The sequence below is a fragment of the Arthrobacter sp. PsM3 genome, from assembly GCF_030433895.1.
Lineage (GTDB): Bacteria > Actinomycetota > Actinomycetes > Actinomycetales > Micrococcaceae > Arthrobacter.
The window spans coordinates 107,861-132,521 of record NZ_JARUXE010000005.1 but is presented as its reverse complement, the minus strand read 5'-3'; the positions used below and the strand labels follow the sequence as shown (position 1 = coordinate 132,521).

The window sequence follows — 24,661 nt, the reverse complement described above, 5'->3', positions numbered from 1 at the left end:
CGTAGTCTGTTTAGATGCCTCGTTTTGCGCTCGATATTGACTCCGTCCTCCGTCCCGTCCGTTCGCAGGAACTGCTGGATGCAGTGAACCATCGGGTCGTCATTGCCGATGGGGCGATGGGCACCATGTTGCAGGGGCGGGAGCTGTCGCTCGAAGACGACTTTCTGGGGCTGGAAGGCTGCAACGAGATCCTCAACGCCACGCGGCCGGATGTCCTCGCGGACATCCATGATGCGTACTTCGCCGTGGGAGTCGACGCGGTGGAAACCAACACCTTCGGCGCGAACTGGTCAAACCTCTCCGACTACGGCATCGATGACCGGATTGAAGAGCTCGCCCGGAAGGGCGCGGAGATCGCCCGCGAACGCGCCGAAGCCGCAGAAAAAACAGACGGCCGGATGCGGTGGGTCCTGGGCTCAATGGGGCCGGGCACCAAGCTCCCCAGCCTCGGACACACCAGCTACGACCACCTCAAGCAGACCTTCGCCTTGCAGGCCGAGGGCCTCATCGACGGGGGAGCGGACGCCTTCCTCATCGAAACCAGCCAGGACCTCCTGCAAACCAAAGCCGCGGTCAACGGCTGCAAACAGGCCATCGTGGCCCGCGGCATCCGGCTCCCGATCTTCGTCGAGGTGACCGTCGAGACCACCGGAACCATGCTGATGGGCTCCGAGATCGGCGCCGCGCTCACCGCGCTCGAGCCGCTCGGCGTCGATGCCATCGGCCTGAACTGTGCCACCGGGCCGGATGAGATGAGCGAGCACCTGCGCCACCTTTCCAAGCAGTCCTCCGTGGCGATCGCCTGCATGCCCAACGCCGGACTGCCGGTCCTTGGTGCCAACGGCGCGCACTATCCGCTCTCGCCCACCGAACTCGCCACCGCGCACGAGCAGTTCGTGCGCGAATTCGGCCTGGGTCTGGTGGGCGGATGTTGCGGTACGACGCCGGAGCACATGGCCGCCGTCGTCGAGCGTCTTGCGCCCTTGCGCGACAGTGCGGCCGTCACCAGCGGCGGGAGGGGTGCCGACGGCAGCCGCGTTCCCACCGAGCGTGAAGCCGGCATCGCTTCCCTCTACCATCATGTGAATTTCGACCAGGAGTCCGCGTACCTCGCCATTGGTGAGCGCACCAACGCCAACGGTTCGAAGGCGTTCCGCCAGGCCATGCTTGAAGAGCGCTGGGATGATTGCGTCGACATCGCCCGCGGGCAGGTCCGCGTCGGCGCGCACCTGCTCGACGTCTGCATTGATTACGTGGGGCGCGACGGTGTCGCGGACATGAAGGAGATCGTCTCTCGTTTCGCGTCGGCCTCCACGCTCCCGCTCGTCATCGACTCCACCGAACCGCAGGTGCTGCAGGCCGGGCTCGAACACATCGGCGGACGCCCCGTGATCAACTCCGTCAACTACGAGGACGGCGACGGCCCGGACAGCCGCTTCGGGCGCATCATGCCGCTCGTGAAGGAACACGGCACCGCCGTGATCGCCCTGACCATCGACGAACACGGCCAGGCACGCACCACCGAGGGCAAGGTGGCCATCGCCTCGCGCCTGATCGATTCCCTGGTGGGTGAATGGGGGATGCGCGTGGAGGACATCATCGTCGACTGCCTGACCTTCCCGATCGCCACCGGCCAGGAAGAAACCCGCCGGGACGGCATCGAAACGATCGAGGCCATCCGCCAGATCACCGCGAAGTACCCCGGCATCCACACCACGCTCGGAGTCTCCAACGTCTCCTTCGGCCTGAACCCGGCAGCGCGCATGGCCCTGAACTCGGTGTTCCTGCACGAGGCCGTGCAGGCAGGCCTGTCCAGCGGCATCATCGACGCGGCCAAGATCGTGCCGCTCGCGTCCCTGCCGGAGGAGCAGCGCAAGGTGGCCCTGGACCTCGTCTGGGACCGCCGCGAATACGACGCCGACGGCAACGTCACGTATGACCCCCTGAACAGCATGCTGGACCTGTTCGCCGGCGTCGACACCGCAGCCCTGAAGGACCAGCGCGCCGCGGAACTCGCGGCGCTGCCCACCGGCGAACGCCTGCAGCGGCGCATCATCGACGGCGAAGGCAAGGGACTCGAAGAGGACCTCGACCTGGCGCGATCCGAGGGCATGACCCCGCTCGGCATCATCAACGACCAGCTGCTCGAAGGCATGAAAGTTGTGGGTGAGCGCTTCGGCGCCGGCGAGATGCAGCTGCCGTTCGTGCTGCAGTCCGCCGAGGTGATGAAGAACGCGGTCGCTCTGCTCGAGCCGCACATGGAGAAATCGGATTCCTCGGGCAAGGGCACCATGGTGATCGCCACCGTGCGCGGCGACGTGCACGACATCGGCAAGAACCTGGTGGACATCATCCTCACCAACAACGGCTACAAAGTGGTCAACATCGGCATCAAGCAGGGCATCGCCGAGATCATGGCCGCGGCCGAGGAACACAACGCCGACGTGATCGGCATGTCAGGGCTGCTCGTGAAGTCCACCGTGGTGATGAAGGAGAACCTTGCCGAACTCCAGTCCCGGGGCCTCGCGAAGAAGTGGCCCATCATCCTCGGCGGCGCAGCCCTGACCCGCGCCTACGTGGAGCAGGACCTGGCGGAGCAGTTTGAAGGAACCGTCAGGTACGCCAAGGACGCCTTTGAGGGCCTGGCACTGATGGAACCGCTGGTGCAGGTGGCCCGCGGCGCCGACCCCGACGCCGTCGGCCTCCCGCCGCTGAAGAAGCGGATCCATAAAGGCGGCCCGAGATTCACGGTGACCGAGCCGGAGGCGATGCCCGGCCGGTCCGACGTCGCCTCCGACAACCCCGTGCCGGCGCCGCCGTTCTGGGGCACGCGCATCGTGCGCGGCGTCTCGCTCCACGACTACTCCACCTTCCTCGACGAACGCGCCACGTTCATGGGGCAGTGGGGGCTTAAGCCCGGCCGCGGCGATGACGGCGCCTCTTACGAGGAACTGGTGGAACGCGAGGGCCGGCCGCGCCTGCGGTACTGGCTGGACCGCATACTCGGCGAGGGAATGCTCGACGCGTCCGTCGCCTACGGCTATTTCCCGGTGGTCTCCGAGGGGGAGCAGGTGGTGGTGCTGCACCACGGGGAGGACCGCGACGGCGTCCTCGGCACCGCGGGACTGCTCGCCCCCGACGGCGGTTCAGGCGGTCCGATCGGCACCGAGCGGCTGCGTTTCGACTTCCCGCGCCAGCGCCGCGACCGGCACCTGTGCCTCGCCGACTTTGTGCGCTCGCGCGAATCGGGGCAGGTCGACGTCCTGCCAGTGCAGCTGGTCACCGCCGGCTCGAAGATCGAGGAGGTGACGTCCGAGCTGTTCGCCGGGAACCACTACCGCGACTACTACGAACTCAACGGCCTGGTCATGCAGCTCACCGAGGCGCTGGCAGAGTTCTGGCATGCACGCATCCGCTCGGAGCTGGGTTTCGCGGCCGAGGAGCCCAAGGACAAGGCCGGGCTGTTCAAGCTCGACTACCGCGGTGCGCGGTTCTCGCTCGGCTACCCCGCGTGCCCGGACATGGAGGACCGCCGCAAGGTGACGGAGCTCCTGAAACCCGAACGGATGGGCGTGATCCTGAGCGATGAGCTGATGCTGCACCCTGAACAGTCCACCGACGCCTTTGTGTTCCACCACCCGGAGGCGAAGTACTTCAAGGTGTGAGTTGGAGCCGGTCCCTGGCCTCGGCGGACGGAGCCTGCGCGGCCTGCCCGCCGGGTCCAGGAAGCACGCTGGAGACCGGCTTCACCCGACGGAGTGCGGCGAGAATGGCCCGCCCCACCACAGCGATGCCGATGATGGTGGTGATGGCACGCAGGGTGTCCCAGCCCGCCGTCGACGTCAGAAGCGAGTAGAGCAGGAAGCTGCTGAGGTTGGTGTCCAGCGGCGCGCCGGGTACGTAGGAGATGCCGGTGCCGGCGCCCACCGCGAAGGGCCAGAACCACAGGTTGGTCAGCAGGCCGAACAGGTAGGACGCCAGGATGCCGTAGCCGCCCAGCATCCACAGCTCGGCTTTGCCCCGCACATGCCGGGGGAGCAGGCCGGCCCCGGCGCCCACCCACGCACAGGCGAAGATCTGGAACGGTGTCCATGGCCCGATGCCACCCCACAAAGCGCTTGAGAGGGCGATGGTGGCGGCGCCGAGGAGCATGCCGAAACGGGGACCGAAGGCCCGGCCGGCCAGGATCAGCAGGATAAACACTGCCTCCACGCCCCCGACGCCGGTGCTTGCCACCCGCACCGCGGAACCCACTGCGGCCAGGACGCCGAGCAACGCCACCGTGTGAGCGGAGCGGACCGAACCGTCGAGGGACACAACAATGGCGATGACGGCGAGCGGCGCAATGGCCAACGCCGCGTAGGGGAGGGCCACGGCGGCGTCCTCCGGGAAGGCCGCGGCGAGCAACGGCCAGCAGAACGCTGCGAGGGCCAGAAGGTTTGCGGCTGCGAGAACCGCGAGCTCGACGCCCCGCGGCATCCGGATGCGGCGCTCCCTGGCCGGGCTCTGGGTGGCTGTTTGTTCAATGACCCGTGGCCTCCGCCCTGCATTTGCCTGCGGGCGAAGGGGGAGTGGCGGTTCCGGCGCATTGGCAAGCAGAGCAGAAGGTGCGACGCCGTCACGCATCGGGAGGATCCGGGCGCCGAGGCCGTGGGCAAAGTCGAGGTCGTGTGTGGCGATCAGGACCGCTGCGCCGGAGTCCGCTGCCGCCTGCAATGCCGCCGAAACTGCTGCGCGCGCTGCAGGATCGAGTCCTCGGGTGGGCTCATCGATCAGGAGTACCTGGGGGTCGTCCATGGTCTGCAGCGCGATGGCAAGGATCCGGCGCTCTCCTGCCGAGAGGTCCCGGGGATGCTCGTGCCCAATGGGAATGCGGACCTCTCCGCGCAGACGGGCCAGGTGTGACGCCGCGGGCCTTGGGGGAAGCTGGTCATTGCGCCGGTCTGAGCGGCGCACGGCACGCGCCTGGCGCCGCTCTGCTGCGTGGAGCTCTCCCGCCACGGTATCCCTCGTGAAGAGGTCGTCCGAGGCGTCCGGCACGAGGGCGATCCGGCCGCCGTCGACCGTGCCGCCCTCGACCGTGCCCTCACCGAGGGCAATCGCCACCAGGAGGGAGGATTTCCCGGCACCGTTCGGCCCCACCAGGGCCACCACTTCACCGCGGTGCAGGGTCAGGGATGCCTCGCGCACGAGTGGCTTGCCCCTGCGGTGCACCGCGAGATTTGCCGCAACCAGCACGGGCGCCGGCTTCGCTGGCTCCGCCGGCGTTGGACGGGCAACGGCAGGGGATGAAGGCGCGGATGGCACGGCACCCGGCACCAGGGCGCCGTCGTCGATGGTCCACCACGAATCGGCCACCGGGACGAGCTGGGCAGCCCGGTGCTCCGCCACGATGACACAGACACCGTCATCGCGGGCGAGGTCGTTGAGCACGGCGATGACGTGCCCGCGGGCTGCGGGGTCGAGGTCCGCCAGGGGCTCATCAACCAGGAGCAGGGCCGGATGCTCCACCACGGCGGCGGCGATGGCCACAAGCGTTGCCTCACCCGCCGAGAGGGTGCTGACATTCCGGTCCAGCAGCGCCGACACCCCGATACGCTCCGCGACCTCCAGTACCCGGGCCTTGGCGGTCCCGGAGGCCATGCCGCGCAGCTCAAGGGCGAGGGAGATTTCGTCCCGGACCCGGGTGCTGGCAAATGCTGCGCGGGGATTCTGCAATGCGACGCCGATGAGGCGGGCGGTGTCGCGGGGCGGCGTGGTGGCACGGTCCGTTCCGGCGACGCGCACGGTGCCGGAAATTTCTCCACCGTCTACGTGGGAAAGGAGGCCGGCGATACCCCGCAGGATGGTGGATTTGCCGGAGCCCGTTGGCCCGGTAATGACGTTTATGGACCCGCTCGACGGCGTGAATCCGGCGACGCGGACCTGCGCGTCGCCGATGCGGAAGTGTGCGTCCCGGACGAGAACCGGTGATTCGGTACCTTGGCCGGGCTGGTGTGCTGCCCCGCTCCCGAAGCCGCGCAGCTCCAGGGCCGCGGCAACCCGGCCCGCGTGCTCAAGGGTGCGCTCGAGCACCGGCACCAGGGCGCGGGGTCCGAAGCGTTCGCCCCGCAACCGGAACGCCAGACGGACGGAGGTCACGGCGTCGGCAAGCGCCGGAAGCGCTGCCCACGCCACCACGAGCGTCCGGGCCAGGCCCTGCACGGGGCCGCGGCGGGCCAGGTGCACGAAGCCGCGGGCCACATCCACCCAGGCGTTGAGCAGCCCGAAAGCGAGGAACATCCCGGCAATCGGCAGGGCGGACAGGACCGCCGCCCACAGGCCAGGCGCCGTAACCGGACCGAGGAGGACGACGTGGGCGTACGGGGCGGGCAGCCGGACCGCCGGCAGGTCGAGCAGGACCGGTTCGCCAAGGCCCGCCCCGTTGAAGAGGATGCGGTAGATGACCCGCGCCGCGATGAAGACGACGGCGAGGATCGCCGCCGCGCGTAACGGCGCGGGTCGAAAGGTCATGCCGCGGGGGCGGCCGGTTCGCCGTCGACCGTGTAGAGCAGTTCCAGGCTCTCGCCCGGGCTTACCTGCAAGGTGGCCAGGCCTTCCTGCGCGTACGCCCAGTCACCGGAGGCCGGCTTAACCCAGAGCGCCCAGTAGGCAAAGGCGGCAGGCATCTTGCTGCAGTCTTCCCGGTACGTGCCGCCCTTGTGGGCGATGTCGAGGTCTGCGGCGGGCACACCGTTCACTCGGCAGACCAGTTCGTTGGGATAGTCGGCAGTGCCCTCGGTTTTCACCTTTGCCTCGTCGAGCACCTTGGAAGCGGGCGTCGGCCCGTTCACGCTCACGCAAACGGAGGAATCGGCGGCAGCCTGCTTCAGGGCGCCCGAATCGATGATGACCTTCACACCGGCGCAGGGCTCGGAGGCGGCACTGGATGAAGCCGTTGCAGTAGGCGCCGGGGCAGAGGTGGTTGCCTGGGGGGCGGCCGGTGTGGAACAGGCGGCGAGGGTAAACAGGAGACCGGCAGCGGCGAGGGAGCTCGCGGCGGCGGTGCGGATCTTAGTCAAAGTCACGTGTCAAGGGTAGGGCGTTGCTGATCCGGATGCGGAGGCCGTCGCGTTGTGTGACGTAAGGTCTCCTGGTAAGCCAACGTCGCAACCAGCAGGCCCTTGCCACCTTCGACGGCGGCTGGCCGGCACCGTCGGTACGGCCTCTGCGAGCGGAGCGGTGCCCTCGAGCAGGGCATCCGGGATGGGATCACCTGCGAAGTCCCAGCTCACGGTCCGCAGTTTATAGGCCGCCGAGAAGCACAGTCCGTGGTCGATGCCCCAGATCCGCCCGTCGTCGCCGCGCAGCAAGTGGCCAGAACTGTCTTTCCCCGCAGCCGCCCTGCCCGGTGAATCCTGCGGGGACGGGTCCTTCCTCTAATTACCTGCCGGGCTGGAACAGCTCCACTACGTTGCGGGACGCGTCCTTCAGCAGGATCTGTCGGCCGCCAGGTCCGGTGACAATGTCGTTGCGGAAGCTGACGCCGGCGGCGCGCAGCCGTTCCACCTCGGCGTCGATGTCCTCCACGATGAGGTGGATGCGGTTCCATCCTCCCGGCCCCGGTTTGGCGCCATCCGGCATCGGCCGGCCCGCTGAACTGGTTGGCCCGCTCAGGAGGTTCCGCCGTCGGCGGCTCCCCAAAAAACTTCGTTTGGTCACCGGCGGCATTGCGGGCCGATACTGGTTTCGACCACTGGACCATTTTCTGATCCGGTTCCAGGGCCATCGATGCCGCAATGGCTAGACCAGGACAAGGAAGGCGGATCTCCGGATGGCGGGAATGCCACCAGCCACGATGGAAGTGAATGACGCCGTCGTCCAGTGCCTTGTCCGGGACCAGCGGCCCGATCTCGCCGATCGTCGTCTAGCGCGGGTCACGAATGGCTGGGACAACGCGACCTTCCGGCTCGGCGACGACCTGGCCGTCCGGCTGCCGCGCAGGGCGGAGGCCGTATCGCTGATACGTCATGAGCAGCGCTACCTGCCCGACATCGCCCGCCGTTCCCCGGTGGCGGTTCCTGTCCCCGTCCATGCCGGCCGGCCGACGTCGGACTTTCCCTGGCCGTGGAGCATCGTGCGGTGGGTCCCCGGAGCCGCCGCGGCCGACGTCGGCCCCGCAGGCCGTGGGCCGGCCGCTGAAGGTCTGGCCGATTTCCTCCGCGCCCTGCACGTGCCCGCCGAAACCGGCGTCCCGGTGAATCCTTTCCGCGGCGTGCCGCTACTGGAGCGTGACGCCGCGGTAGTGGAACGGCTCGGGGTCCGCGAACGCTACCCGCAGGCAGCAGCGCTGAGAGCGGTGTGGGCGCAGACCTGCGCGGCTAAGGCCTGGGACGGTCCGCTGATGATGCTCCACGGGGACCTTCACCCGGGCAATGTCTTGCTGACGGACGACGGCTCGCTGGCCGGCGTCATCGATTTCGGCGACGTCGGGGCAGGGGACCCGGCTGTGGATCTTGCGGTCGCATGGCTGATGTTCGACGCCGGCGCCCGCCACCGCTTTATGGACGCCTGTGGTCCCGCAGTGGAAGAGGACACCTGGGTGAGGGCACGGGGTTGGGCGCTCATCCTGTCCACCGCCCTGCTGAGCAACTCCGACGACAATCCGCGGATGTTCGCCGTGGGAGAGTTCGGGATCAGGCAGATCCTGGAAGACTGACTTTGCCAGCAAGTCACCGTCCGACGAGAGCCAAGTGCGTGTCGTTGTAGCGGTTTCCCTGCACGCCAATGCGGCACGTTCCCGGGGATCGGCACAATCTAGGGCTGCGCTGGCCTGGGACAAGGTCCCATTCAGCCAGGAGGCACCAGACGGAAGCGGACGACGGCGGGAGGTCCCGCCGTGGTCCGCTCACCAGGTTCACTCCTGGGTGCTGAGCTTCCAATGGACCCGGATGGCCTCAGCAATCGGGCCAGCGGTGACGTCGACCCGGAAAGCCACGGGCGCGGTTCCTGTCTCTTCGATGACCGAGTCACAGTACACGCGGCCGCAGGAGGGACACAGGGTGTAGAGATCCTCATCCGCCGGCCATTCGGCCAACCCGGCGGGGACCGGGGTGTTGTCTCCGATGTAGACGGGGACGCCTTGCGGGTTGGCCTGGATCAACCCGTCCTTGCTGACGGTGTTGCCACACACACAGGTGATGGTGGTGACATCATGATCGATCACTTCGGCGGTTTCAGAGTCCATGATGACCTTCCCGGCGCTGGAAGAGACGTGCTTCAATCAGCTTATGCCTGCTGTTCCGTGCCGTCCCCTTGAAACTTGATAAACGCCAGCTAGCGTGGAAGCGGTCACGTGCGAGGCGGGCGCAAGGGACGGCAACCGGCCCGGCATAGGGTAGGTTGTCGGCATATTGAAACACCTTGTCTACTTTAAACTGACCAAGGTGGACTCGTAGGAGGCGCGAGGGCGCTCCTCACCTCCCAAAGGATGGAAGAACGCACCATGCCCGCTGCCACCCGGAACGCGCCGGACCGCACTGCCAGGTTCGGCGTCGCTTTCATCGGCGTTCTGCTCGTCGCAGTTAACCTTCGGGTGTCCTTTGTCAGCGTGGGACCGGTACTTGGGAACATCAGCAGCGACCTTGAGTTATCCAGTGCCGCAGCAGGGTTCCTCACAGGGCTTCCGCTCATTGCTTTCGCAGTCTTCTCCCCCATGGCGCCGGGCTTCGCTTCCCGCCTGGGCCTGGACCGGGCACTGTGGGTGTCCCTGCTGATCCTCGCCTCAGGCATCGTGCTTCGCTCCTTGCCGTTGCCCGGAGTCATCTGGGCGGGCACCGCGCTGATCGGCTTGGCGATCGCATTTCTCAATGTCCTGGTGCCCTCCCTGGTAAAGCGGGACTTTCCGATGAGGGTCAGCCAGGTCACCGGAGGCTACACCGCCACACAGGCCGCCTTCGCCGCGATCGGGGCCGCCGTCGTCGTCCCTGTGGCACAAACGTCCCCGGCGGGATGGCGGCTTGCCCTCGGAATCTGGGTGGGGCTGGCTCTCATCGCCATGGCGGTGCTCCTGCCGTGGTTGCGCCAGCACAGGTCAGGCGCCGCGCACGCCACGACGCCGAAGGTTTTTTACCGGTCGCCCTGGGCATCAGCCCTGGGCTGGCAGGTGACAATCTTCATGGGACTGCAATCGATCGCCTTCTACGTCCTGATGGCATGGCTGCCCACGATCGAACAAAGCCAGGGGGTTCCCGCCACTACTGCGGGCGTCCACCTGTCCGTATTCCTGCTCATCAGCGTGTTCGCCAGCCTTGCCGCAGGGGGGATCCTTCACCGTGGTTCGGACCAGCGGCTTGTTGCTTTCACGAGCGGCGGGCTCACGTTCGTGACGTTTCTCGGGCTGGCACTGGCGCCGGACCTCGTATTGCTGTGGGTCCTTCTTGGGGCCATCGGGTGCGGGAGCCTCATTGTCATCGCTCTGTCGCTGTTCAGCCTCCGGACCGTGAATTACCCACAGGCAGCGTCGTTGTCCGGGATGGCCCAATCTGTCGGCTACGGTCTCGCTGCGGTGGGGCCGGTAATGTTCGGTGGTCTTCGTGACGTGAGCGGAGGCTGGACGCTTCCGCTCCTCGTCACCGCGGGCATCATGGCGGTTCTCGCGGTGACGGGTCTGCTGGTTGGACGTGACCGGGTGATCAGCGGTTCACCGTGATCCGCTCTTCAGCCACGCGTTCTGGAGGTCAGGGTGGACACGGTTTCGCTCGGTGCTCAAGATGAGGTCGTGACCTCCGGCGGTTCTGCGCGGCGGGCGACGACGGCCGACGCCGCTGTGGTTGCCCAGCTGCTTTATGATTTCAACACTGAGTTCTCGACGCCGACCCCGGACGCTGGAGATCTTCAATCGCGGTTGCCGCTGCTCCTGCGGGGGACGACGTGGTCGTCCTGCTGATCGGCGAGCAGGCAAGCGGTGTTGCTGATGGCGAGGACACGGATGCGCGCCGTTTCTACGAGTCACACGGGTTCACCATCACCGAACCCAACCAGACAGACCCAATGCTGTACTACTACCGCGAGCTCTGAAACGGGCACGTTGTGCACGGTCCCGGCGCTGCGGGGGTGAGGATGGCCGCCGCGCCGGGCGGCGGATAGCATGAATTTGTGACCCCTCGGCAGCCCGTCGAGGTAGCACCCCAAGGAGGAAACCATGGGTCTGGGCGACAAGATTCACAACGCGGCGACAAAGCTGACCGGCAAGGCCAAGGAAGCCACAGGCAAGGCAACCGGTGACAAGCACCTCAAGAACGAAGGCAAGGGTGACCAGGTCAAGGCGAACCTGAAGCAGGCTGGCGAAAAGGTGAAGGACGCTTTCAAGAGGCACTGACCATCGGTGGTACCGGGACCTAATCCCGCCGGCTGCCACCGAGGAGGAGATCCTGCAGGCGGCGAAGGCGACCTACGTGGACCGGTTCAGGGTGCGGCCATTGATTCGGGAGTCAACGGTTGTCGACCAGCTCGTTCTGCCTGACTCCCTCGAAGCCGGGCTGGCGCCAACACCCCGGGCCGTCACACGGTGCCACGAGGCGAATCACGTTAGTTTCGAGGTATTTGAGTTCCCTCTGAATTGAGTGCAAAGAGCCCTCAACTTCTTTGTTATCCATAGTCTTCACGTGGTTAGCGATGAAGCGGAGGTTTGGCGCTTGCTCCTCGACATGCCACTTGAGCCTCGCATCTAACTCGTCCACGGCTTTCCTATCGCCAAACCGCATTGCCCCCAGTGCCGTTCTGGCGACTGCAAGGCGTTCAAGGGCCCACGCCACTACGTAGTAGGCGCGTATCAGCTCCGGTTTGCTGATTGGTGAATGCTGTTCATGGCTGCCATAAAGCCAGCTGCCGATAACGTTTCGGGCGGCGGCAACCTCCCCCATGGTGAGGTCGGCTAACAACGCAGCAGAATGTTGGCGCCGGGCCGTTTTCAGCGCTGTGTGAGCTGTCATCCAGCTAATAAATGCGGCGACGGCACTGCTAATGGCGGCAAACATCGCCCATATTGCGACCGAGTCCATTGCCTACCCCCGTTACGTCCTGGACGGATCTGATTCGTCCAGCCATTGTGCCTCATCACGAAGCCATCCGAGCGACGGTACAGGCGACCGGCCCGGGAGGTAGGGCTGTAACGCCGCACGGGTTTGCATGGGACCGATATTCCGCCAACTACCCTCAAATTCATTATCTTGACGATATCTTCACTATGGCGGACGATCGTGGAATGGAGAATCACGGCGAACACCCCCGCGCAGGTCAGGAATTCCCCGGCGTGGAGGATCAGGCCGAGCGTGCAATGACTGCCGTGGGGGCCCTGGTCCTGCAGCTGCGGCGTGAGGCCGGGTACAGCATCGGGAGCCTGGCGGCAGCTGCCGCCCTGAGCCCGGGCCTGCTCAGCCAGATCGAGCGCGGCCAGGGCAATCCGTCGCTGACCACGCTGATCAAGCTCTCCCAGGCCTTGAAAGTGCCGGTGGGACGCTTTTTTGACACGAAGGACCAAGGCGGGGCGCTGGTGCGGCGCGATGACAGACGGCGCCTCGAAGTTGCCGAGGACAACCTGATCTATGAACTCCTGACACCCCACATGAGCGGCCAGCTGGGCATGCTCCGGGCGCAGATCGCGGCTGGATGGGACAACGAGGATGCTCCTTTCAAGCATGCCGGCGAGGAGTGCGTGACCATGGTGGAGGGCCGGCTCCATGTCTGCGTCAACGGCGTGGGCTATGACCTGGAGGAGGGCGATTCGCTGACCTACGATTCCTCGCTGCCGCACTGGTACCGCAACTCAACATCGGAAGACGCGGTGCTGATCGGCGCCATGACGCCGCCGTCGTTCTAGCTGTGGCCTTGCGCGGCGACTGGTGACGCAACCGTCGACGGCGGGCGCCGCCCGGAAGGCGAGCATGAACCCCGTATTCAATTTAATGAATAAATCGTACCCAAAGTGTTGACATGAGCGGTAGGTCGACCAAATACTGATGGGACCGCGGAGCGCCAGCCAGCTGCTGGCGCCTGCCGCAGCCGGCCACCAAGCCCCGTCCCGTCACCACCCCAAGGAACCTGCCCATGACGCCCGTCACCGCACCGGCAACCGCCGTTCCAGCCACCGCCGATCCGGCCACCATAGCCCCCAGCGACGCCGCCCTTACCTGGTCCAAGAGGCTGATCGCCTTCGACACCACCAGCCGGAATTCCAACCTGGCGATGATCCACAGCATGGCGGATGAGCTCACCGCCCACGGCCTCACGCCGGTGATCGTCCCCAGCCCGGACGGCCGCAAAGCCAACCTCTTCGCCACGATTCCGGCCCAGGACGGCACCGTCACCGGCGGCATCATGCTCGCGGGGCACACCGACGTCGTTCCCGTGGACGGCCAGGCGTGGGACAGCGACCCGTTCACTCCGGAGGTCCGGGAGGGGCGGCTCTACGGTCGGGGCACCACGGATATGAAGGCCTTCAGCGGCGCCATCCTGGGCCTCCTGCCCGAGTTCCTGTCCGTTCCGCTGGCGGAACCGCTGCACTTCGCCTGGACCTACGACGAAGAAGTCGGCTGCCACGGCGCCGTCGTCCTGCTGGCCGAGCTCGCCGCCCGCGGGATCCGTCCCCGCCTGGGCTTCGTCGGGGAGCCCACCAGCATGCGCCCGGTCTCGGCGCACAAGAGCAGCCAGCTGTTCCGCGTCAGTGTCAGCGGGATTGCCGCCCACTCCTCGATGACCACCACGGGCGTCAATGCGATCGAATACGCGGCCAGGGCCATTGCTTTTATCCGCTCCCTCGCCGACGAACACCGGCTGTCCGGCCCGTTCGACGAGACCTTCGTGGTGCCCTACACCACGGCCAATGTCGGCGTCGTCAGCGGCGGCGCCGCAGTGAATACGGTTGCCGAAAAGTGCGACTTCGAATTCGAGTTCAGGACCATCCCCGGAGTGGACCCGGAGGCAGTGACCTCCCGCATCGAGGACCACCTGGCCGAACTGAGGACCGAAATCCAGCAGGAGAACCCCGCGGCGGACATCCGCATGGCCCCGCTGGGCACGGTCCCGGGACTGAGCCCCGCGGGCCCGCGCGTCGCACTGGACCTGGCCCAGGACCTCAGCGGCCACGCCGTTGAAGAATCCGTCGTCTACGCCACCGAGGCCGGTCTCTTCCAGCGGGCCGGAATCGACACCGTGGTGTGCGGTCCCGGCAGCATGGACCAGGGCCACACCGCCAACGAATACATCGAACTGACCCAGATCGCTGCCTGCGAACGTTTCCTGCAGGCTCTCGCCGCCCACCTCGCCACGACCGATCGGACCGCAACGCCATGAGCCATCAAACTGCCCCCAGCCTCGGTCCCAGCGACCAGGTCACCGATACGCGATCGCCGGCCGCCCTCGCGCTGGAACAAAGTAATGCCCGCAAAGCCGTCGTCGCAGCCTCCATCGGCAACGGGCTCGAATGGTTCGACCTCATCGTCTACGGCACGTTCGCTGTCACCATCTCCAAGCTGTTCTTCCCGACCACGAATGAAACGGCGTCGCTGCTGTTGGCCTTCGCCTCGTTCGGGGTGTCTTTCATCATGCGCCCGCTCGGTGGCATCATCATCGGCCGCTACGCCGACAGGGCCGGCCGCAAGGCCGGCATGCTGGTGTCCATCCTTGTCATGTTCGTCGGCACCCTGCTGATTGTTGTGGCACCCACGGCAGCCGCCATCGGCGTCACGGCGAGCATCCTGGTGCTGGTCGCCCGGCTGCTACAGGGCTTCGCCACCGGCGGGGAATTCGGCACGGCCACGGCCTACCTGATCGAATACGCACCCAGCCGGAAGGCGTTCTACGGCAGCTGGCAGGTTGCCACCCAGGGCGGCGGCATCCTGCTGGCCGGAATATTCGGGTTCGCGCTGAACACCTATCTCAGCACCCAGGCACTCGACTCCTGGGGCTGGCGGCTGCCGTTTATCTTCGCGCTGGCCATTGGACCCGTGGGCTGGTACATCCGGTCCAAAATGGAGGAAACGCCCGAGTTCCTGGCCACGGAACGGTCCAAGTCGCCCCTGCGGGAGACGTTCATCGGCAACGGCGGCCGGCTCGGGGCCATCGTCGGCGTCGTGTCGCTGGGATCCGTGGGCGTCTACATTGCCCTCTTCATGCCCACCTACGCGATCGTTAATCTCGGGATGCCGAAATCCGTGGCATTCCTCTCCACCCTGATCTTCGGTGTGGTCATGAGCATCGGTTCCCCGTTCGTCGGCATGCTGGCCGACAAAGTGGGACCGGCCCGAATCATGACGTGGGCGGCCATTGGGTCCATGATTGCCGGGATTCCGGCGTTTATGCTGCTCATCGCGGCCCCCGCACTGCCCACCATGATCGTGGTCGAACTGGTGCTCTCAGTGCTCGCCACGGCCTACTTCGCGCCGCTGCCGGCCATCATGTCCTCGATGTTCCCGGCCCGCATCCGCTCAACGGGACTCTCCCTGGGGTACAACATCGGAGTCACCGTCTTCGGCGGTTTCGCTCCCTTCATCCTGACGTGGCTGATCGGCAGCACCGGTTCTCTTCTGGTGCCGGGCTTCTATCTTGTTGTCGTCGCGGTGATCGCCACTGCTAGCCTGGCCATTTCCCGCAAGGTGTACCGCCAGGCCTGAGGTGAACTGAACCCAGCGCAAGAGACGACGACGGCGGGAAGCTCCCGCCGTCGTCCTCTTGCGCCAAGGGGCTTCAGTTGGGTGCACTCCCGCGGCCCGGCCCAAGGAGTCGAGTGTCCCCGGCGGGGAGGCCCCGCCGTCGTCCGCTCACCAGGTTCAGTCCTGGCCGCTGTCTCCGTTGTGGACGGGGACGCCTTGCGAGTTGGCCTGGATCAACCCGTCCTTGCTGACGGTGTTGCCGCACACGCAGGTGATGGTGGTGACATCATGATCGATTACATCGGCGGTTTCAGAGTCCACGATGATCTTCCCGGCGCTGGAAAAGACGTTCTGGTATCAGCTTATGCCTGCCGGCCCGTGTCATCACCAGCAACGTGGCCAAAAGGAGATCCCAGCTCGCCGCCGCACGCTCGGCCCGCTGATGGGCACGGAGTTCAGTGGTTCTCTTTCACCCGCAGCGGGTGATGACTGACCCCAGCGGGAGCGTTAACTTGGAGACCGTGTGATTGACCGGCCTGTATCGCTTGCGCGACCTCGCTAATGGCTTCCGCCGTGAAGCGGACTGCCAGCGGAAGGAGGAGGGATGCTCAACGGAATCGTCACCGGAGCGCCGGGTTGCCGGGAATGAGCGAGCCTGCCGCGCCCCCGCCCAGTATCGATCCGGTCGCCGTGATTCGTTCCAGGCCGTACATCGCCGCGCTCGTGCTGGCAGCGGTCTTGGGCTTTCCCATCTCGGTCATTGCGTACGGTTTTCTCGCTTTGGTTGGGGCGGTGCAGCGGTTCGTTTTCGTCGGACTGCCGAATCAAGTCCTCGGGGGTGCTGTTCCTGCGTGGTGGCCGGTTCCATGGTTGGTGCTGTGTGGGCTGCTGACGGCGTTGACCATCCGGTATTTGCCGGGAACCGGGGGCCACTCACCCGCCTTCGGATTCAAGACGGGCGGTGGTCCGCCCAGCGGTCGTGAGCTCGCGGGCATCGTTCTCGCGGCGCTGACCACGCTCAGCCTGGGTGCGGTGCTCGGACCCGAGGGGCCGCTGATCGCGATCGGTGGCGGCCTCGGGGCGCTGGCCGTGCACCTGGTGAAGAAGGAGGCTCCGCCGATGTCGCTGACGATCATGGCGTCGGCCGGCAGCTTCGCGGCGATAAGTACCCTGCTCGGGTCTCCCGTGCTCGGTGCATTCCTGATCATGGAGGCCGCCGGGATCGGGGGAATGACGCTGAGTCTGGTGGCCCTGCCCGGGCTGCTCGCTTCCGGCGTCGGCGCGCTGGTGTTCGTCGGACTGGACGGCTGGACCGGGCTGGGCAGCTTCTCGCTGGCGCTGCCTGTGGTGCCGCCTGCGGTGCCGCCGACAGTGGCGACGATGGGCTGGGCGGTGGTCATGGGTGCGGCCGGCGCGCTGCTGGGATGGCTGATCCGCCGGGTCGCACTGTCGCTTCGGCCGGTCGTGCATCTGAACCGGGTGCTGGTGACGCCTGCGCTGGGCTTGCTGATCGGTCTTGCCGCGATGGCGTACCAGTTGATCTCGGGGCACAGCTTCACGCAGGTGTTGTTCTCGGGGCAGGACGCACTTCCGGAGCTGGTCGGACACGCCGCGGACTACTCGCTTGCGGTGTTGGTCCTGCTGGTCGCTTGCAAGACCCTTGTCTACGGGCTCTCCCTGAGCGCATTTCGTGGCGGGCCGGTGTTCCCGTCGATGTTCATTGGTGCGGCGCTCGGCATTGCTGCGAGCGGGTTGCCCGGAATGAATCTCGCGGCAGGGATCGGCATGGGCATGGGAGCCATGTGCGCAGCCATGCTGCGGCTGCCGCTGACGTCTACGCTGCTGGCCACGCTGCTGCTGGGTGTGGACGGTGTGGCTGTAACACCCCAGGTGGTGGTGGCTGTGGCGGTGGCCTTCGTGATCACCAATGTGCTCCCGGGCCCGGGCCCGACGGCGTCAGTGGCCCCTGACGATGCCGGCAAGGTGCAGCGTCGGGCTCCCTCGAGGACCGACCATGCGAAATGAGATCTCGAGCGCAGGTCGTTCGCCCGTACGGGACCGGTGGATCGCCTGGCTGTTCATCATTGGCTCGAGCCTGTTCGCCTTGGGGGCGATGCCGTTCTACTCCGAGGCCGTGGGATTGCGCTGGTGTGCAGTCACATTCTTCGTCGGTTCGCTGTTCTTCACCTGTGCAGCGTTCCTGCAGTACCGCGAAGCCGTGGACGCCCTCCCGGCCGTGGTTGCCACGCGGCGCCATTTGTTATGGGTATGGGCGCCGCGGAATCTCGCCTGGCTCGCCGGCGGGATTCAACTTGCCGGGACCCTGTGGTTCAACTGGAGTACGGGAAACGCAGTGCGGGACAATCTCAGCGCGGCGCTGACCGAGCAGCGGGTGTGGCGACCCGATGCTCTGGGTTCAGTCGCCTTCCTCATTGCAGGCGGTGTGGCGTTGCGGGATGCCGGTCGCGTCGGGTTTGCCGGCCGGCCCAGGCCCAGGCCCCGGGCGTGGAAGATCGGCGTGGTCAACGTGGCCGGCTCTGTTGCGTTCGGGATCTCGGCCGTCGCGGCCTTTGTCATACCGTCGAGCGGCGATGTCTGGAACGCCGAGGTGTCCAATCTCGGCACGCTCGTGGGAGCCCTCTGCTTCCTGACCGGCGCGATTCTGATGCTGAGTCCGGAATCCACCGACACCTCGGTTCCTGCAAACCGGGAAACTCATCCGTAACGTCTGATCAGCAGTCCCTGAAGGAGGAGAAGTGATGTCACTAAATTTCCAGCCGGCGGATGCCGACGTGGCCCTGTTTGGCAACCGATTCGTCACCCAGGAGGTACCGAGCCGGGAGTTCCCGGAGACCGGGATTCCTGCCCAGGACGCTTTGCGGCTGGTGGCGGAGGATCTGGCGCTGGAGGGTGACCCGGCCCGGAACCTGGCGACCTTCGTCACCACATGGATGGAGCCGCAGGCCCAGCAGATCATCGCTGCGAACCTGCACCGCAACTTTATCGACCACGCCGAATATCCCCGCACGGCCGAGATCGAGCAGCGCTGCATTCGGATGCTCGCCGACCTCTTCCACGCGCCGGGCGAGACGACGGGAGCCCGGACCCAGGGGTCGTCCGAGGCGATCATGCTCGGCGGTCTGTCCCTGAAGTGGAACTGGCGGAAGCGTCGCGAGGCCGCCGGCGCGTCGACGTCGAGCCCGAACCTGGTGTTCGGCGGCGACGTGCATGTCGTGTGGGAGAAGTTCTGCCGCTACTTCGACGTCGAGCCACGGATCGTGCCGCTGAAGCCCGGGAAGTATACGATCGGCCCGGACGATGTGCAGGCCCATGTCGATGAGAACACCATCGGCGTCGCAGCCGTGCTGGGTACGACGTTCACCGGGCACAAAGACGACATCGCCGGCATCAACGACCTGCTCCTCCGGATCAAGCACGAGCGAGGCCTGGATGTACCGTTGCACGTGGACGGGGCCAGCGGGGGGTTCGTCTGGCCCTTCCTCTACCCGGACTCCGAATGGGATTTCCGGCTCGAACAGGTCCGATCCATCAATGTCTCCGGGCACAAGTTCGGACTGGTCTATCCCGGCATCGGCTGGCTGATCTTCCGGGAGAAGGCCGACCTGGCCAAGGACCTCGTCTTCGAGGAGAACTACCTTGGCAAGACCGACTCGACCTTCACCCTGAACTTCTCCACCGGCTCGGCGATGGTCATCGCCCAGTACTACAATCTCGTGCGCTATGGTCGCGCCGGCTACACCTACATCATGCGTAACATGCAGACCAACGCCCGCGTCCTTGCCGAGAAGCTGGACGCGGTGGGCCGGTTCGAGATCATCGGCGCCGCCGAGGAGCAACTTCCCCTGGTCGCGTTCCGGCTAGCCGCCGACCCCGGATACAACGAGTTCGACATCGCCTGGCAGCTCTCGGCCGAGCGCGGCTGGATGGTGCCGGCCTACACCCTGCCGCCGAACGCCCAAAACGTGACGATCATGCGGGCCTTGGTCAAACAAACGATGAGCCGCGAGCACGTCGACACGCTCGCCCGAGACATCGAAGAGGCGTGCACCACGCTGGCGAAGAAGGGCGGCGCGCACGAATCAGAACGGAACAAGATCGTTACCGGACCCGGCCATTGACTCAGTTCAAGTGCTCCCCGGCTGGGCGGCGGATCCAGCGGAGGTCGGCAGTGTCATTCGGCGAGGATGAGGTAGAGCGCGCGGCGGGTTTCATCGATTTTTTCCATCGCGGCCTTGCGCTGTTCCTCGGTGGCCGAAAAGCGGAACTGGTGGATGACCCCCATCAGTTTTCCTACACTCTGGTGGAACGCCGGGCCGGATCCCTGGGGGTCGATGTTCCACGCGTTCCCCAGCTCCTCTGCGTGCTCGGCCACGTAAGCCCTACCCGCATCGGTGAGCACGAACTCAGTGCGCCGGCTGTCACCAACCGGCTCGATGAGTCCTTCATCAACGAGCTGTTGCAGCGTCGGGTATACGGAGCCCGGACTCGGGCGCCAGGCCCCAGAGGTCTTTTCATCGATTGTCTTGATCAGGCCGTAGCCGTTGGAAGGTGATTCCGCCAGGAGGGAAAGAATTGCCGAACGGACATCGCCCCTGTTGGCCCGGCGCGAACCGCCAGGGCCCAATCCGGGGCCAAAGCCCGGGCCGAATTCTGGCCCGAACCCGCGGCCCGGCCCAAAGCCGCCGTGTCCGTGGGGTCCGCGACCGCTCCTGTTGCGCCCGAAGCGTCCCAGCGCGGGCCCGTGGTCTGTGCATTCATCGTCGCCTTTCATAACGGCATCGTCCTTCCACTTCGTCTGCATTTTCATCATGAACGCCGACTATCGGCGATAGTTAACGATATGTCGGTAACAGTCGCTAATCAATGGTTTTGCCGCTGCCTGGTGACTTGCGCAGGGAAGCCCTGGCGGGTCGCCGAGCTGTCGGGCTATGCGTTCGGCGCTGTTTCCGCGGCGGCGTCTGGGGCCGCTGGCGATTCATTGGACGCCTGCCATGTGGTGCGGAGTACAGTGCTGCGGAGTGGGTGGTCCCGGACCTAGGTCGGTGCGGATTAGGCCGGAATACCGGCGACAAGGCGCTCGCCGTTGAAGAATTCGAGCTGCCAGCCGTCAACGGGATCGTGGTGGGCCAGGTTGAGCGCGGTGTTGTCGATGCCGTGCAGGGTGCGGCCCATAGCACGGCTGAGGCTCACGCGGATAAGGGAGCCGTGGGCCACCACCAGGACGCGGCGGCCGCGGAACTCCTCGGCGAGAGCTTCGAGCGCGGCGAGCCCGCGGCGGGCTGCACCATCCACGCTTTCTGCGCCACGGAATCCGTCGGGGATGCGCAGCGCGTCCAGTTCGGGGCCGTCCTGCAGGCCCTCGGCGGGCCCGAAGCTGCGTTCGGTGAGCTCCGGTACGCGGCGGACGAGGCCGAGTCCCAGTCCTGCCGCAATGAGATCGGCGGTTTCCGCGGCGCGGCTCAGCGGCGACGACACAATCGCGTCCCACTCGTAGCCGGATAGGACGGCGACGGCGTCGCGCGACTGGCCGCGGCCGACGTCGTTCAGTGGAATGTCGGTGGACCCCTGCAGCCGGCGCTGAGCGTTCCAGTCCGTCTGGCCATGGCGGACAAGGGCGAACGTCGTGAGGGTCATGCGTTCCATTCTCCACCGGATACCGGTGGCGGAGTTGTTCCGCGGTCCCACGCGCCGCCCCGGACGGCGGGGAACTCCGCCGGGGACATCCCTGCAGCGGGAACCAGGACCGTGCCTGGGGGTGCCTAAGGCTCGACCAGCGTCAGGAGTGTTTCCGGGCGGACGCCGTCGAATTTCATCGCTTCGGCCGCCTCTTCGGACTCCATGATTCGCTGGAAAGTTCCCATATCGGGGACTTCGACGATCAGGCCTACACGGTGGCTCTTGGCCGGGTCGATGAACGTTCGAACCGTTATGCCGAGAGGGCCGAAGACGTCTTGCCTTTTTGTTGAGCTGAGCCAGTGCTCAACGTCGTCGACTTCGTGGAAGATCATTAATGTTGGCATCGTTCGCCTCTGCTTTCTGGGGTTGCGCCAGGAGCCGGGCTGGATAGGGGCCCGTTCGGACATCCTGATCACGCTGAACGTACCACGGCCTCGAATGCAGCGGTAGCGGGGAAAAGTCGACCGTTTGGCCCCTCGCAACGGCCACGCGGAAGCCGGAAAGGCCCAGTACAACTTAGGATTCGACGTCGGCCGCGGCGATCGCCTTGTCCGTGAGGATCGGCATCATCCCGAGCAGTGCGAGGGTCAGCACCCCCATGATGCCGAACATGGCCTGCAGGCCCAGCCATTGCGCCAGCAGACCGCCCGCTGCTGCACCCAGCGGCATCGTGCCCCACGCCAGCAGGCGGTAGGCGCTGTTGACTCTGCCCAGCAAGCGGTTGGGGGCAATGCGCTGGCGCAGGGAGACGGTGATGACGTTCCACAGCATGATCAGCATGCCGCCGACAAAGAGGATGGGGCCGAGAACATAGGGGTTGTCGGTCATGGCGGGCGCGCCTACTAACAGCGCGCTCCCGAAGATCGTGAGCGCCAGGGACTTCGACCGGCCCAGCTTGGCCTCCGCCCATTCGGAGATGAAGGAGCCAACGAAGGCGCCGAGAGCGGAGGCCGTCAAAAGCACGCCGAACCCCACTTCGGACAGCTTCATTGCTGAAGCCGGGCCCACGGCAAACAGCACCAGGACCGCGAATGCCGCGCTGGATGCGAAGTTGAACACCCCGGTCATCACCGCGAGCGTGCGGAGGATCTTTTGGTTCCAGAGGAACCGCAAACCTTCGCCAATGTCGAACCGCAGAGTTGTCTTCTGCTCCCGTTCTGTCCGAAAAGCCCCCGGGACCAGGAGCAGGCCACCGACGGCCGCAAGCCACAGTGCCGCCGGCACCGCGAGGCCTGCAGTGACGCCGATGGCCACCAGCAGCCCGCCCAGTGGGGGACCCACGAACTGGTTGGCGGTGAGTTCGACGGCGTAGAGGCGGCCGTTGGCGCGCGACAGCTGATCCCGGTGCACCACCTGGGGCATGATCGACTGCGCGGAGGTATCGTAGAGCGTTTCAGCCACGCCCACCATCAGGGCGACAACGTACAGGGCCCAAATGGTGCCGAAATCCAGCAGGATGACGGCGGCCAGCAAGGCGGGCAGCATCGCGCGGCTGAGGTTGGCCCACAACATCAGCTTGCGCCGGTCCAGCCGGTCGGCCAGGGCTCCGGCAGTCAGGGCGAAGAGAAGCCAGGGAAGCGTCGCTGCGACGCTCAGCCCGGCAATCAGCGTGGGTGACTGGGTGAGCTGAATCGCCAGCAGCGGCAGCGCGATCTTGAAGACGCCGTCCGCGAGGTTGGACAGCCCGGATGAGGTCCACAGCTTCCAGTAGGACGCACCCAGCGGCGCACGACGGCGTTCTTCCATCTGCACAACGTGACCAGTCATAGCTGAACCATTCCCCATTGATTGATAAAATTCAAGGGGGTTGAATTCAGTACATCGGTTTGTAGGATGGGTAGATGACGGACGCAGAGCAGACGAGTGCGAACGGGAAAAAGCCCGCCGCAAGCGCCCTCGAAATTAAGGCGTTGGCCCATCCGCTGCGCTTGAGGATCCTGCGCCTGTGCGGGCTCCACGAACTGACCAACAAGCAGCTCGCCGACCGGCTGGGCCAGGATCCGGGGACAATGCTCTACCACGTGCGGCAATTGCTCTCCACCGGATTCCTGGAACCCGCGGAGGTCCGCACGGGAGAGAGCGGTGCGCTGGAGAAGCCGTATCGCTCCACGGGGCGGTCCTGGAACCTGGACGCCGCACTGCGTGAAGCCGGCCCGGACGGTCCGCTGGCACCGGTCGAGGCGTTCCGGGAAGAGCTGACCGAAGCAGGCCCGGATGCGCTCGCCAGCCTCTCACGCTTCGTGCTGCACCTCTCCAAGGCAGACGCTGAGGACCTCACCACGCGCGTTTACGCTGTGCTGAGCGAATACACCGACAGTGATCGGCAGCGATCGGACCAGCCCGCATACGGCGGCATCTTTGTCCTTCACCGGTCGCCGGACTAGGTCTCTGGCGCCTGTTAGCGGACCGCGGCGAAGCACCTAGTCGAACAGACTCAGTACCGCTTGTGCGAACGCGTCCGGATTCTCCTGCGGAACGTTGTGTCCGATACCCGGCAGGACGATTTGGCTGTAGGGGCCGGTGAAGTGGTTTCTGCCTGCCATCGCCGGGGGGCCGCCGACGCCGTCCTCCCCGCTTTCGAGCACCACCGTGGGGACGGTGATCCGAGGTTCCAGGGCGATCAGGTCCTCGAACCGCTGGTACCGCGGGTCGCCGTCGGCCAGTCCGTACCGGTGGCGGTAGGAGTGGATGACGACGTCGACGAAGTCCGGGTTGTGCAGGCTCGGGGCGCTGGCGGGAAACGATTGCTGCGCGCCGACCCAGCCGGGCGACCAGGTGCGCCAAAGCAGTTCGCACAGTCCGTCACGGTTTTGCTCCAGCCCGCGGCGCCCCCGCTCGGAGTGGAAGTAGTACTGGTACCAGTAGCTTCGCTCCCATTCCGGGACGGCAGGCTCGCCGGAGCGTGCCAGGTTGTGCATGTTGTAGCCGCCGACCGAGACGAGCCCGGTGACGCGTCCGGGTTCCAGTGCCGCCACAATGCACGCCGCCCGGCCGCCCCAGTCGTAGCCCGCCACGACTGCCTGCTCGATGTTGAGGGCATCCATGAAGTCGAGGAGATCCTGCCCGAGGGCAGCTTGTTGTCCGGAGCGGATCGTCGTGTGATCGAGGAAGCGCGTCGGACCGAAGCCGCGAAGATACGGCGCGAGCACGAAGGCGCCCTGGCCGGCGAGGATCGGAGCGACGTCGTCAAAGGTTCGAACGTCGTACGGGAAACCGTGCAGGAGGATGACCGGGGTCCCGCCCGGATCGCCCGCGGACTCGTATCCGATGTCCAGGACGGGGGTTTCGATGCGGCCGAAGGATGTAAAGCTCATACCGCCATTGTGGCCCCGCCG

The 24,661-nt window shown here is 66.0% G+C and carries 22 protein-coding genes and 1 pseudogene; 12 read left to right on the top strand and 11 right to left on the bottom strand.

Annotation, left to right across the window (positions count from 1 at the left end):
* Positions 1-14: 14 nt before the first annotated feature.
* Positions 15-3,665, top strand: a complete 3,651-nt coding sequence (gene metH / locus QCD75_RS03915) for a methionine synthase (RefSeq protein WP_301225909.1) — start codon at positions 15-17, stop codon at positions 3,663-3,665.
* On the opposite strand, the gene QCD75_RS03910 is transcribed toward metH, so the two are convergent.
* The 3 genes from QCD75_RS03910 to QCD75_RS03895 form a co-directional block, all read right to left on the bottom strand.
* Entirely contained in the window at positions 3,655-6,513 is a 2,859-nt protein-coding gene (locus QCD75_RS03910) for an ATP-binding cassette domain-containing protein (protein ID WP_301225907.1), read from the bottom strand. The genes metH and QCD75_RS03910 overlap by 11 nt on opposite strands.
* Positions 6,510-7,067, bottom strand: a complete 558-nt coding sequence (locus QCD75_RS03905) for a hypothetical protein (RefSeq protein WP_301225905.1) — start codon at positions 7,065-7,067, stop codon at positions 6,510-6,512. Before QCD75_RS03905 ends, QCD75_RS03910 begins: the two co-directional genes overlap by 4 nt.
* Positions 7,068-7,422: 355 nt before the next feature.
* A complete protein-coding gene (locus QCD75_RS03895; RefSeq protein WP_301225903.1) occupies positions 7,423-7,623 on the bottom strand; it encodes a VOC family protein in 201 nt (66 codons plus the stop codon).
* Between the two features lie 190 nt (positions 7,624-7,813).
* Between QCD75_RS03895 and QCD75_RS03890 the strand changes: the two genes are divergently transcribed.
* Complete coding sequence (locus QCD75_RS03890) at positions 7,814-8,698, top strand: aminoglycoside phosphotransferase family protein (RefSeq protein WP_301225901.1); 885 nt, start codon at positions 7,814-7,816, stop codon at positions 8,696-8,698.
* A gap of 198 nt (positions 8,699-8,896) precedes the next feature.
* Here QCD75_RS03890 and QCD75_RS03885 read toward each other — a convergent pair whose 3' ends face one another.
* Positions 8,897-9,226, bottom strand: coding sequence for a hypothetical protein (locus QCD75_RS03885; RefSeq protein WP_301225899.1), 330 nt, complete (start codon positions 9,224-9,226; stop codon positions 8,897-8,899).
* 258 nt (positions 9,227-9,484) lie between these two features.
* On the opposite strand from QCD75_RS03885, the gene QCD75_RS03880 reads away from it, so the two are divergent.
* The 3 genes and pseudogenes from QCD75_RS03880 to QCD75_RS03870 all read left to right on the top strand — a co-directional run bounded on the left by QCD75_RS03880 (position 9,485) and on the right by QCD75_RS03870 (position 11,359).
* A complete protein-coding gene (locus tag QCD75_RS03880; protein WP_301225897.1) occupies positions 9,485-10,690 on the top strand; it encodes an MFS transporter in 1,206 nt (401 codons plus the stop codon).
* A gap of 263 nt (positions 10,691-10,953) precedes the next feature.
* Positions 10,954-11,058 (top strand): annotated as a pseudogene (locus QCD75_RS22360) (GNAT family N-acetyltransferase); the annotation flags it as partial.
* Positions 11,059-11,182: 124 nt separating this feature from the next.
* Positions 11,183-11,359 (top strand): CsbD family protein, encoded by a 177-nt coding sequence (locus QCD75_RS03870; protein ID WP_301225895.1) that lies wholly within the window; start codon positions 11,183-11,185, stop codon positions 11,357-11,359.
* Positions 11,360-11,471: 112 nt separating this feature from the next.
* Here QCD75_RS03870 and QCD75_RS03865 read toward each other — a convergent pair whose 3' ends face one another.
* Entirely contained in the window at positions 11,472-12,041 is a 570-nt protein-coding gene (locus QCD75_RS03865; protein WP_301225893.1) for a hypothetical protein, read from the bottom strand.
* A 203-nt stretch (positions 12,042-12,244) separates the two neighbouring features.
* On the opposite strand from QCD75_RS03865, the gene QCD75_RS03860 reads away from it, so the two are divergent.
* From QCD75_RS03860 to QCD75_RS03850, 3 genes are all read left to right on the top strand, one after another.
* A complete protein-coding gene (locus QCD75_RS03860; protein ID WP_301225891.1) occupies positions 12,245-12,859 on the top strand; it encodes a helix-turn-helix domain-containing protein in 615 nt (204 codons plus the stop codon).
* Positions 12,860-13,086: 227 nt separating this feature from the next.
* Complete coding sequence (gene argE / locus QCD75_RS03855) at positions 13,087-14,331, top strand: acetylornithine deacetylase (protein ID WP_301225889.1); 1,245 nt, start codon at positions 13,087-13,089, stop codon at positions 14,329-14,331.
* The gene (locus tag QCD75_RS03850) at positions 14,328-15,650 is read left to right on the top strand and encodes an MFS transporter (protein WP_301225886.1); all 1,323 of its coding nucleotides are present in this window, start codon (positions 14,328-14,330) and stop codon (positions 15,648-15,650) included. The genes argE and QCD75_RS03850 overlap by 4 nt, the downstream gene beginning before the upstream one ends.
* Before the next feature lie 156 nt (positions 15,651-15,806).
* Here the strand turns inward: QCD75_RS03850 and QCD75_RS03845 are convergent, their stop codons facing one another.
* Positions 15,807-15,950, bottom strand: coding sequence for a hypothetical protein (locus tag QCD75_RS03845; RefSeq protein WP_301225884.1), 144 nt, complete (start codon positions 15,948-15,950; stop codon positions 15,807-15,809).
* A gap of 324 nt (positions 15,951-16,274) precedes the next feature.
* On the opposite strand from QCD75_RS03845, the gene QCD75_RS03840 reads away from it, so the two are divergent.
* From QCD75_RS03840 to QCD75_RS03830, 3 genes are read left to right on the top strand one after another with little or no spacing between them, the layout of a single operon-like run.
* Positions 16,275-17,654: a chloride channel protein gene (locus tag QCD75_RS03840; protein ID WP_301225882.1), complete on the top strand. Its 1,380-nt coding sequence runs from the start codon at positions 16,275-16,277 to the stop codon at positions 17,652-17,654.
* Entirely contained in the window at positions 17,644-18,354 is a 711-nt protein-coding gene (locus QCD75_RS03835; protein ID WP_301225880.1) for a hypothetical protein, read from the top strand. The genes QCD75_RS03840 and QCD75_RS03835 overlap by 11 nt, the downstream gene beginning before the upstream one ends.
* A 34-nt stretch (positions 18,355-18,388) precedes the next feature.
* Positions 18,389-19,768, top strand: a complete 1,380-nt coding sequence (locus QCD75_RS03830; RefSeq protein WP_301225878.1) for a glutamate decarboxylase — start codon at positions 18,389-18,391, stop codon at positions 19,766-19,768.
* A gap of 53 nt (positions 19,769-19,821) precedes the next feature.
* On the opposite strand, the gene QCD75_RS03825 is transcribed toward QCD75_RS03830, so the two are convergent.
* The 4 genes from QCD75_RS03825 to QCD75_RS03810 form a co-directional block, all read right to left on the bottom strand.
* Complete coding sequence (locus QCD75_RS03825) at positions 19,822-20,421, bottom strand: PadR family transcriptional regulator (protein WP_301225969.1); 600 nt, start codon at positions 20,419-20,421, stop codon at positions 19,822-19,824.
* Between the two features lie 278 nt (positions 20,422-20,699).
* Entirely contained in the window at positions 20,700-21,284 is a 585-nt protein-coding gene (locus tag QCD75_RS03820; protein ID WP_301225876.1) for a histidine phosphatase family protein, read from the bottom strand.
* Positions 21,285-21,409: 125 nt separating this feature from the next.
* The gene (locus tag QCD75_RS03815; protein WP_301225875.1) at positions 21,410-21,658 is read right to left on the bottom strand and encodes a hypothetical protein; all 249 of its coding nucleotides are present in this window, start codon (positions 21,656-21,658) and stop codon (positions 21,410-21,412) included.
* Positions 21,659-21,842: 184 nt separating this feature from the next.
* Positions 21,843-23,093, bottom strand: a complete 1,251-nt coding sequence (locus QCD75_RS03810; RefSeq protein ID WP_301225872.1) for an MFS transporter — start codon at positions 23,091-23,093, stop codon at positions 21,843-21,845.
* Between the two features lie 74 nt (positions 23,094-23,167).
* Here QCD75_RS03810 and QCD75_RS03805 point away from each other — a divergent pair, with 74 nt between their 5' ends.
* Positions 23,168-23,710 (top strand): ArsR/SmtB family transcription factor, encoded by a 543-nt coding sequence (locus QCD75_RS03805; protein ID WP_301225870.1) that lies wholly within the window; start codon positions 23,168-23,170, stop codon positions 23,708-23,710.
* Positions 23,711-23,746: 36 nt separating this feature from the next.
* Here QCD75_RS03805 and QCD75_RS03800 read toward each other — a convergent pair whose 3' ends face one another.
* Positions 23,747-24,640, bottom strand: a complete 894-nt coding sequence (locus tag QCD75_RS03800; RefSeq protein ID WP_301225868.1) for an alpha/beta fold hydrolase — start codon at positions 24,638-24,640, stop codon at positions 23,747-23,749.
* Between the last annotated feature and the right edge of the window lie 21 nt (positions 24,641-24,661).